Origin of the sequence: Proteus terrae, assembly GCF_003144325.1 — a bacterium.
In the GTDB taxonomy this organism is placed as follows: domain Bacteria; phylum Pseudomonadota; class Gammaproteobacteria; order Enterobacterales; family Enterobacteriaceae; genus Proteus; species Proteus terrae.
Genome location: NZ_PENS01000006.1, coordinates 296,968 through 304,417, shown reverse-complemented (window position 1 = coordinate 304,417; position 7,450 = coordinate 296,968). Strand labels below are relative to the sequence as shown.

General features: G+C 38.9%; 9 protein-coding genes and 1 other RNA gene. 4 read left to right on the top strand and 6 right to left on the bottom strand.

Features of this window, described 5'->3' with window-relative positions; genetic code table 11:
* Window positions 1-91 precede the first annotated feature (91 nt).
* Window positions 92-458, bottom strand: a transfer-messenger RNA (tmRNA) gene (gene ssrA, locus DK857_RS07700).
* Between the two features lie 59 nt (window positions 459-517).
* Complete coding sequence (gene smpB, locus DK857_RS07695; protein WP_088495016.1) at window positions 518-1,000, bottom strand: SsrA-binding protein SmpB; 483 nt, start codon at window positions 998-1,000, stop codon at window positions 518-520.
* 156 nt (window positions 1,001-1,156) lie between these two features.
* On the opposite strand from smpB, the gene DK857_RS07690 reads away from it, so the two are divergent.
* The gene (locus DK857_RS07690; RefSeq protein WP_109401897.1) at window positions 1,157-1,591 is read left to right on the top strand and encodes an SRPBCC family protein; all 435 of its coding nucleotides are present in this window, start codon (window positions 1,157-1,159) and stop codon (window positions 1,589-1,591) included.
* Entirely contained in the window at window positions 1,581-1,877 is a 297-nt protein-coding gene (locus DK857_RS07685) for an RnfH family protein (RefSeq protein ID WP_375804068.1), read from the top strand. Before DK857_RS07690 ends, DK857_RS07685 begins: the two co-directional genes overlap by 11 nt.
* A gap of 205 nt (window positions 1,878-2,082) precedes the next feature.
* Here the strand turns inward: DK857_RS07685 and bamE are convergent, their stop codons facing one another.
* The 3 genes from bamE to nadK form a co-directional block, all read right to left on the bottom strand.
* On the bottom strand, window positions 2,083-2,445 hold the full coding sequence (gene bamE, locus DK857_RS07680) for an outer membrane protein assembly factor BamE (protein WP_109401896.1): 363 nt from the start codon (window positions 2,443-2,445) through the stop codon (window positions 2,083-2,085).
* Window positions 2,446-2,558: 113 nt separating this feature from the next.
* Window positions 2,559-4,220: a DNA repair protein RecN gene (gene recN, locus DK857_RS07675; protein WP_109401895.1), complete on the bottom strand. Its 1,662-nt coding sequence runs from the start codon at window positions 4,218-4,220 to the stop codon at window positions 2,559-2,561.
* An 87-nt stretch (window positions 4,221-4,307) separates the two neighbouring features.
* A complete protein-coding gene (gene nadK, locus DK857_RS07670) occupies window positions 4,308-5,207 on the bottom strand; it encodes an NAD(+) kinase (RefSeq protein WP_083629114.1) in 900 nt (299 codons plus the stop codon).
* Between the two features lie 100 nt (window positions 5,208-5,307).
* Here nadK and grpE point away from each other — a divergent pair, with 100 nt between their 5' ends.
* Window positions 5,308-5,919 carry a nucleotide exchange factor GrpE gene (gene grpE / locus DK857_RS07665; protein WP_109392964.1) on the top strand — a complete coding sequence of 204 codons (612 nt, stop codon included), beginning with the start codon at window positions 5,308-5,310 and terminating at the stop codon, window positions 5,917-5,919.
* A gap of 117 nt (window positions 5,920-6,036) precedes the next feature.
* Here grpE and ung read toward each other — a convergent pair whose 3' ends face one another.
* Window positions 6,037-6,717 carry a uracil-DNA glycosylase gene (gene ung / locus DK857_RS07660; RefSeq protein ID WP_109401894.1) on the bottom strand — a complete coding sequence of 227 codons (681 nt, stop codon included), beginning with the start codon at window positions 6,715-6,717 and terminating at the stop codon, window positions 6,037-6,039.
* A 334-nt stretch (window positions 6,718-7,051) separates the two neighbouring features.
* Here ung and grcA point away from each other — a divergent pair, with 334 nt between their 5' ends.
* Window positions 7,052-7,435, top strand: a complete 384-nt coding sequence (grcA, locus tag DK857_RS07650) for an autonomous glycyl radical cofactor GrcA (protein WP_023581591.1) — start codon at window positions 7,052-7,054, stop codon at window positions 7,433-7,435.
* Window positions 7,436-7,450: the final 15 nt, after the last annotated feature.

Genomic DNA, 7,450 nt, shown 5'->3' with positions numbered 1-7,450 from the left:
TTCAAGTCCTTTTGTTGTCAGTGTGTAGTCTTGATGATTTCGCTAACTTCTTGTTTTTGAAACCGTTGTCCTATCACTGACCCACCAAATTTGGTGGAGCTGGCGGGAGTTGAACCCGCGTCCGAAATTTCTACATCCTCGGTACTACATGCTTAGTCTATCTTTAATTTCACTTACCCACTGCGGACAGACGCGCCATGAATAAGCTAGCTTGATTAAGTTTAACGCTTTGACCCCAAGCTAGGTCTCCACGCGATCTCTTTTGGGTTTGACCTCTCTTGATCCCCGTCTTAAGAGCGGAAGCTAGGGAGAGAGGGCTCTAAGCAGGTTATTAAGCTGCTAGTGCTTCGTACTGATTGTCGTTTGCGACTATCTTTTTTGCGGCTTTTTACGAGGCCAACCGCCCCTCGGCATGCACCTTGGGTTTCGCAAATCCCGTCGAATCCAGAATCAGCCCCAAGTTGTTGAAAGCGAGTATATCAGAAAAATACTTGTAATTGCTAGTACTTAACGCAATTTAGCGGTTAGCATTTTTCATGATACGTGCTTTGTCTAATTTCCACTCACGATCTTTAATGGTATCGCGTTTATCGTGATCTTTCTTACCCTTTGCAACGCCAATTTTGATTTTGCACCAAGCGTTTTTCCAATAAAGAGAAAGAGCAACAACGGTGTAACCATCACGGTTGATTTGACCGTAAAGTGAATCTAATTCGCGTTGCTTTAATAATAGTTTACGGGTACGAGTCGGGTCACAAACGACATGGCTTGATGCAACATTTAAAGGAGTAATGGTTGCACCAAAAAGATAAGCTTCGCCATCACGCATGATAACATAGCTATCACTGATGTTTGCTTTACCGGCACGCAGTGATTTAACTTCCCAGCCTTGGAGCGCCAAGCCCGCTTCTATCTCATCTTCGATGAAATATTCATGGCGAGCACGTTTGTTTAACGCAATGGTCGCAGAACCAGGTTTGTGTGATTTTTTCTTTGTCATAATGTCCACATTATACTGTATGAGCAATAGAAAGAAATCATTTAACCGACTGTTTTCTTTTCAATTGCATAAAACTTAAGCTATATTCCATTAGATTTTTAATTAGTCACTGTTCAATGATATGATCACACACAGTGTTGTCGTACAGGAATAACTATGCCTCAGATTAGTCGATCTGCTCTTGTCCCTTTTAGCACAGAGCAAATGTTTAAACTGGTTAATGATGTTCTTACTTATCCTGATTTTCTACCAGGATGCGTTGGAAGTAAACTGATCAAAAGCACACCAGAAGAAATGATTGCATCAATAAATGTCTCTAAAGCGGGAATTAGTAAAACATTTACTACCCATAACTTTTTAAAGACTAATGAACGTGTTGATATGCATCTTGTTGATGGCCCCTTTCGTAAATTAACTGGGGGGTGGGTGTTTACCGCACTCGATGATAATGCGTGTAAGATAGAATTTCAGCTAGACTTTGAGTTCACTAATAAATTAATTGAGTTAGCTTTTGGCCGTATTTTTAAAGATTTAACGAACAATATGGTTCAAGCATTTACTCACAGAGCGAAAGAGATCTATCGTGACTAAAATATGGGTAGAGGTAACCTATGCGTTGCCCGATAAGCAGTATCTTATCCCTGTTGAACTAACGTTAGGGGACACGGTTGAACAAGCTATTATTGCTTCAAATATCTTAACGATTTGTAATGATATTGATTTGACTAAGAACAAAGTGGGTATTTATAGTCGACCAACAAAATTAAGCGATAATGTGCGAGATGGCGATAGAATCGAAATCTATCGGCCTTTAATTGCTGATCCTAAAGAAATGCGTCGTAAACGTGCTGAAAAAGCACGACAAAAAGCGGATTGATATTATGCTTTCTGCCTAATAGGTGGGAGCTTTATATACTGCATTGATAGGTCATTTGATTACAGACAGATACAAGAAAGACAACACTGTTATAAAGCATTTTCTCCTTATAAAAACACACCCCAACGTCAAATTTAACGTATGGGGTGCAATTCGTTTTTGCCAATCTTATACAAAACTAAGTTTTTTTAGCACTGCAATCGCATTACGATTTTGTTTCAGGTGCTGAGAAGCCAGGCATATTGCCTTGTTTATCAATCTTAGTCAGTATGCCATTGCTATCAAAAGTCAGGGCGAGCGTCTCTTGACGTACTGCTTGATGACCAGGCTCTTCACGGAAAACATAATACCAAGTTTGGCTTCCGAAAGGATCTTTAAGCATTGGCGTACCAAGAGCAAATTGAACTTGCTGCTGTGTCATTCCTTGCTGAACTTTTGCGACTTCGGCTGGAGTTAAATAATTTCCCTGATTGATATCTGGGTGATAAACCAGTCTCTCGAATATAGAGCAACCTGAAGTCATTACGACTAAAGATAAGGCGGCAACTTTTAACAGTTTAAAACGCATGGTTATTACATTCCTTTTAGGGTCATAGTGACGATGATAATCGACAACGCAGCAATTGAAAACCTTTCACGCTCTGCCTATGACCTTAAATATCAATAAAAGTTTGTTAATCGTTATGCAGCCAACAAATCTTTCGCATTTGCTAGGGTATTTTTGGTGACTTCACTACCTGCTAATAAACGAGCGAGCTCTTGTAAACGCTCTTTTTTCGATAATAATTTCATTGTTGTTTCAGTTTCTTCACCATTTGTCTCTTTATTGACGAAATAGTGTTGGTGACCACAACCTGCAACTTGAGGTAAGTGAGTGACACACATAACTTGAGTAGACTCGCCTAGTTCTCGCAGTAATTTACCTACAATAGCCGCCGTTGGACCACTGATACCCACATCAACTTCATCAAAAATAAGTGCTGGAGTATCCATTTTTTTTGCTGTGATCACTTGGATTGCGAGTGCAATACGTGATAACTCACCCCCTGAAGCTACTTTAGAAAGTGCTTGATGAGGTTGCCCCGGGTTTGTGGTGACATTAAATTCAACTTTTGTAGCACCATCGATTTGTAGTGAGCTGTCATCAAAATGGGTATCAACAGTAAAATAACCATGTGGCATTGATAACTGATGCATGCTGTTAGTGATAAGTTGGCTTAATTCACTCGCGTATTGTTGGCGAACTTGGTGCAATTGTTTTGCGACATCTAATGCAATTAAGTGGTCAGCTTTGACTTGTTCTATTAAAGCCTCACAATCATCATTTTGACGAAGTAGAGCATTTTTCTCTTCAATTAATTGCTGATGAAGATCATAGAGTTCCTCAGGCGCGACACGATGTTTACGTGACAAACTAATATACTTAGACATGCGTTTTTCTACTTCAAATAAGCGATTAGGATCCATCTCTAAGCGATCGCTATAGTGACGAAGTTCATCGCTTACTTCACTAATTTGGATAGTGGCTTCTTCTAGCATCTCTAATAATGAATTGAACTGACTTTCCATTGAGCTTAGTTCAGTAATTTCATGTTTAGCCACATTGAGCATACTTAAAATATTTTGCTCTTCGTTGTCACTTAAAATTTGTAAACTATTTTGGCTTAGCGTTAAAAACTGACCACAGTTAGAAAGGCGTTTATATTCTTGATCTAATTCTGGGTACTCACCTTGCACTGGTTGAAATTCATTGAGCTCTTTTAAGTGGTAATCAACCAATTGCTGCCTTGCATCTCGTTCTAAAGAGAGTTGTTGAAAAGCAGCTAAAGTTTGGCAACTTTGATGCCATGTTTGATAAGCCGACTTCATGTTTTTTAATAAAGCTGGTTCATGGGCATAGATATCAAGCAGTTGTTTTTGATAGCGAGGTTCTAGAAGTTGCTGGTGAGCATGTTGTCCATGGATTCGAATAAGTAATGAACCAAGCTCTCTTAATTGTGAAAGTGGTACGGAAGTACCGTTGATAAAACCACGAGAACGCCCATCAGTAGAGATAGTTCTTCTTAATAGGCATTCGTTATGATCATCAAGATGATGTTCTTCAAGCCAGTGTTGTGCTGATGGCGTATCAGAGAGTGAGAATCGTGCACATAAATCGGCTCTAGTTGCACCTGGGCGCACCATATTGGCATCACCACGGTTACCTAAGCATAAACCTAAAGCATCAATTGCAATAGACTTACCTGCGCCAGTTTCGCCTGTAATGGTGGTCATGCCACCAGAAAAATCGATTTCAAGTTCACGGACTATGGCAAAATGACTAATGGTTAATTGAGTCAGCATAGTGCCTCTCCTGTGTATAAAAACATATCTGTAATTACATACAGTATAAACTGGTTTTTTATACAGTAAAGTAGGGAGGCACAAAAATTAGAACATTTTTTTCGACCAACCTAATTTTGAGCTGAGTGTATTAAAATAGTTGTAATCAGTAGGGTGAACTAAATTGAGCTTTTGACGACTTCTCTTAATAATAACTTCATCACCTTCTTTAATCGGTAACACTAATTGGCTATCGCAACTGACTTCATAATCGATATTTGTTTGTGAGAATTTTAAGCGAATTTGGCTATCACTGCTGATAACTAAAGGACGTGCTGATAAAGTATGTGGAAACATAGGCACAAGCGCAATAGCATCAAGGTTTGGCGTTAAAATAGGGCCACCCGCAGAAAGTGAGTAGGCGGTTGATCCCGTTGGTGTTGCGATAATTAAGCCATCAGAACGTTGAGAGAAAGCAAAGCGATCATCAATGTAAACTTCAAACTCAATCATATGAGCGACTTTGCCGGGATGAAGCACGACTTCATTGATTGCTGTACCAATGCGTGTTCTTTGACCTTCAGCACAGACTCGAGCTTCAAGTAAGAACCGTTTTTCTTCGCGATAATGCCCCGCTAATACGTTAGTTAATTGCTGTAAAGCATTATCAGGGTCAAGATCAGTAAGAAAACCTAAATTACCCCGGTTAACACCAATCACTTTGATATTATAACGAGATAAAACACGCGCTGCGCCAAGCATATTGCCATCACCACCAACAACAATGACAAGATCGGCAACTTTGCCAACTTGTGTTAAATCACCAGTTTGTGCATTTTCTAGTTTTAATTCTTGAGCAACTTGTGTGTCAATAATAACGTCATAGCCTTGAGCCAATAGCCAATGATAGAGCATTTCATGAGTTGAAATTGCTTCAGGGTGGCGTGGATGACCAACAATGCCAATGCATTTAAAGTGTTTTTCTTCCGTTACGGTATTGTCTGGCATTTTTTTACCCTCGTTTTGCGCCAATTCCTTGAAACCCGTTTATTGATCCCCATAATAAACTAAATATGAAGATGAATACTAAAACTACGCGGAGATGTTCATGAGTAGTAAAGAACAAAATGTACATGAAGAGCAAGCCTCAAAAGAAAAAGAAGGAATGGGATCTGCAATGAACGAGTCTCAAGAGCCAGCAATGACCGAAGAAGCACAAGCGGACTTTAATGCTCAAGCTGAATTAGTGGAAGCATTAGCGCGTGTTGATTCTCTCGAAAAACAACTTGAGCAATCACAAAAAACAGAGCGTGAAGCGATGGCTCGTGCTCTTGCTGAAGTTGAAAATGTGCGTCGCCGTACTCAGCAAGATATTGAGAAAGCGCATAAATTTGCACTTGAGAAATTTTCTAATGAGTTATTGCCTGTACTCGATAATTTAGAGCGTGCTTTATCTGCGGCTGATCATGAAAATGAGGCATTAAAACCAATGATTGAAGGGTTAGAATTAACGCTGAAATCATTCTTAGATGCAGTTCGTAAATTTGGTATCGAAGTGGTTGAAGAAAAAAATGTGGTATTCAACCCTGAAGTTCACCAAGCGATGACTTTAATTGATAGCCCTGAACATGAATCCAATCATGTGGTCGATGTTATGCAAAAAGGTTATACCTTAAATGGCCGTTTATTACGCCCAGCTATGGTTATCGTTTCTAAATAATATCGATAAAGCATCTGTTATCACATCTGTTATTACATGTAGATAAAGTAAACCGCACAATACGAAGATTATTTAATATTCTTGTTATTGTGCGGTTTTATGTTTTAAAAGGCGATATTATTCAATAGGATCAAGATGCCAATTGATCGGTGTGCGACCTTGCTGCTGTAAAATATCATTGGCTTGTTTGAAATGGCCACAACCTAAAAAGCCTCTATGGGCAGAGAGTGGTGATGGATGAGGTGCTTTTAAAATAACGTGTTTATTGGTATCAATAAAACGGCCTTTTTTCTGAGCATGGGCGCCCCAAAGTAAAAAAATAACCCCTTCTCTACGTTGATTGATCTGCTCAATCACTGCATCAGTAAAGATTTCCCAACCATAGTTAGCGTGAGAATGGGCTTGGCCTTTCTCTACGGTCAATACGGTATTAAGTAATAAAACACCTTGTTTTGCCCAGCTTTCTAAATAGCCGTGGTTGGGGCGTTTAAAATCAGGGTATTCTTTTTCAAGCTCTTTATACATATTGACTAACGAAGGAGGCGCAGGCACGCCTGGTCGTACTGAAAAAGAAAGGCCATGTGCTTGATTAGGGCCATGATAAGGATCTTGCCCTAAAATAACTACATTCACATTATCAAAAGGCGTAAAACGAAAAGCATTAAAAATATCTTCTTGAGGTGGATAAACGATTTTACCTGCTGCTCTTTGTTGTGCGACTTGAGACATAATTTGATGAAAGTAAGGCTTTTCTTTTTCAGTGCCTATCACATCATGCCAAGTTAATGGTGTAGTCATAACCTAAAATCCTTGTTGATATCTTATGGTGTCTAAGCTTACCGATTTCATCAGGGGAATGAAAATATTACGACCTAAAAATAAGAATTAATTGATTTCTCAACTTTTATTTGAAAATTTACAAAAAAAATTGCAAATTAGTTATGAGTGATTATTGATTTAAAACAACACTTTGCACCCTGTGAGCTAAAGTGCTTATGAATTTTATTGATATTTATCAAAGAATGACGCCATTTATACTGGTATATAAGTAGACAGAAACATTGGTTAGACCAAATACCCAAGTTCTGATATGAGATCAGAATTTGATTTTGTGCCCACATTGGAGGTCGAAATGATTACTGGTATCCAAATTACTAAAGCTGATAACGACGATTTATTACATTCTTTCTGGTTATTAGATGATGAAAACGGCGAAGCTCGTTGCATCTGTGCTAAAAAAGGCTTTGAAGAAGGCCAAGTAATTAACCGTAAAGAGTTAGGCAATATCGAATACCGTGAAGTGCCTGTAGAATCTAAACCGGTTGTTCGTGTAGAAGGTGGTCAACACCTTAACGTTAACGTATTAAGCCGTGAAACACTGGAAGATGCTGTTAACAATCCTGAGAAATATCCTCAATTAACTATTCGTGTTTCTGGCTATGCAGTGCGTTTTAACTCACTGACTCCAGAACAACAACGTGATGTTATTACTCGTACTTTCACAGAAAGCCTGTAATTTTCACTAAAGTAA